The sequence below is a fragment of the Nocardiopsis lucentensis DSM 44048 genome (genome assembly GCF_000341125.1).
Lineage (GTDB): Bacteria > Actinomycetota > Actinomycetes > Streptosporangiales > Streptosporangiaceae > Nocardiopsis > Nocardiopsis lucentensis.
This window is the reverse complement of sequence record NZ_ANBC01000135.1, coordinates 1-1,060: the sequence shown is the minus strand read 5'-3', so window position 1 is coordinate 1,060 and position 1,060 is coordinate 1. Positions and strand designations below refer to the sequence as shown.

2 protein-coding genes are annotated in these 1,060 nt (G+C 68.1%); one reads left to right on the top strand and one right to left on the bottom strand.

The genetic code is table 11. The features are described 5' to 3' along the window. Positions 1 to 525, bottom strand: a 525-nt coding sequence (locus tag D471_RS32970) for a radical SAM protein (protein WP_017597499.1), incomplete at its 3' end; no start/stop codon positions are given. Positions 526 to 868: 343 nt separating this feature from the next. On the opposite strand from D471_RS32970, the gene D471_RS32965 reads away from it, so the two are divergent. After that, the coding region (locus D471_RS32965) for a hypothetical protein (protein ID WP_394296843.1) at positions 869 to 1,060 on the top strand (192 nt) is incomplete at its 3' end.

Genomic DNA, 1,060 nt, shown 5'->3' with positions numbered 1-1,060 from the left:
CCGGTCGGTGGCCATCTCGACGAAGGCGAGGATGTCCTTGTGGATGGTGGGTTCCCCGCCGGAGAACATCACCACCTCGGGTTCGCCCTCGGCCTCGACGAAGGTGTCGAGCATGCGCGCGCACTGTTCGCGGGTGATCGAATAACCATCCGGCTGGTGTCCGGAGTCAGTGAAGCAGATCGGGCAGTCCAGGTTGCAGCCGGTGTTGACCTCGATGATGCCCAGGCAGGCGTGCTGTTTGTGTTCGGGGCACAGTCCGCAGTCGGAGGGGCATCCGTCCTTGACCTCGGTCTGGAAGGTCAGCGGTAGCGTGCCCGGTTTGTTGAAGCGGATCGATTCCGTGTACAGCTGGGCGTCGCCGTAGACCAGCGCCTCGAACCAGCCGTGCTCCTTGCAGCGTTTACGCAGATAGACCTTGTTGTCGCGGATGTTGACCTGGGCGTCGACCACCACCTTGCACACCGGGCAGACGCTCTTGGTGTACTCGACGAAGACCTCGCCCCGGTCCCGTGCTCTGTCGGCCACGTGCGGCCCCGCCTTCCGTGTCGATGATGCGGCGCGGCGGTGGGCCGGGCCCTCCCCCTAACGACAGCCCGACCCATGCCACGCGGTAGTCCATCCCAAACACCGTCGGGCTGGGTGGACAGTGTCGGCACGCGGACAGTCACCGTCCCGACAGCAGACGTCGCAGCCGGGAGGGCCACCGGTCGGGGAACGGTGCGGTCATCTCCCCCTGTCCGGCCGGGTCCCGGAAGACTGTCCGCCCGCTGACACATGCACGGGCGATCGACCGGCCCCTACACAGACTGGGACCACGGGACGTCCGGAGGAGGATTCGGTGCGGGGTGAGGGGTCGGCGAGACTGACGGTGCGACGATGGGCCGCGGCGGTCGTGCTGGCCTTGGCGGCCACCGCCTGCCAGGCCGATCCCGCCGATGAGCGAACCGCCGATGAGCGGCCCACCACCGAGCCCGCGTCACCCGGCCTGGGCCCCTACGAGGACGTCCCCTCGGCGGTGGAGGATCCCGCCGACCCCGAACTCCCCCAGCCTCTGGTGGAT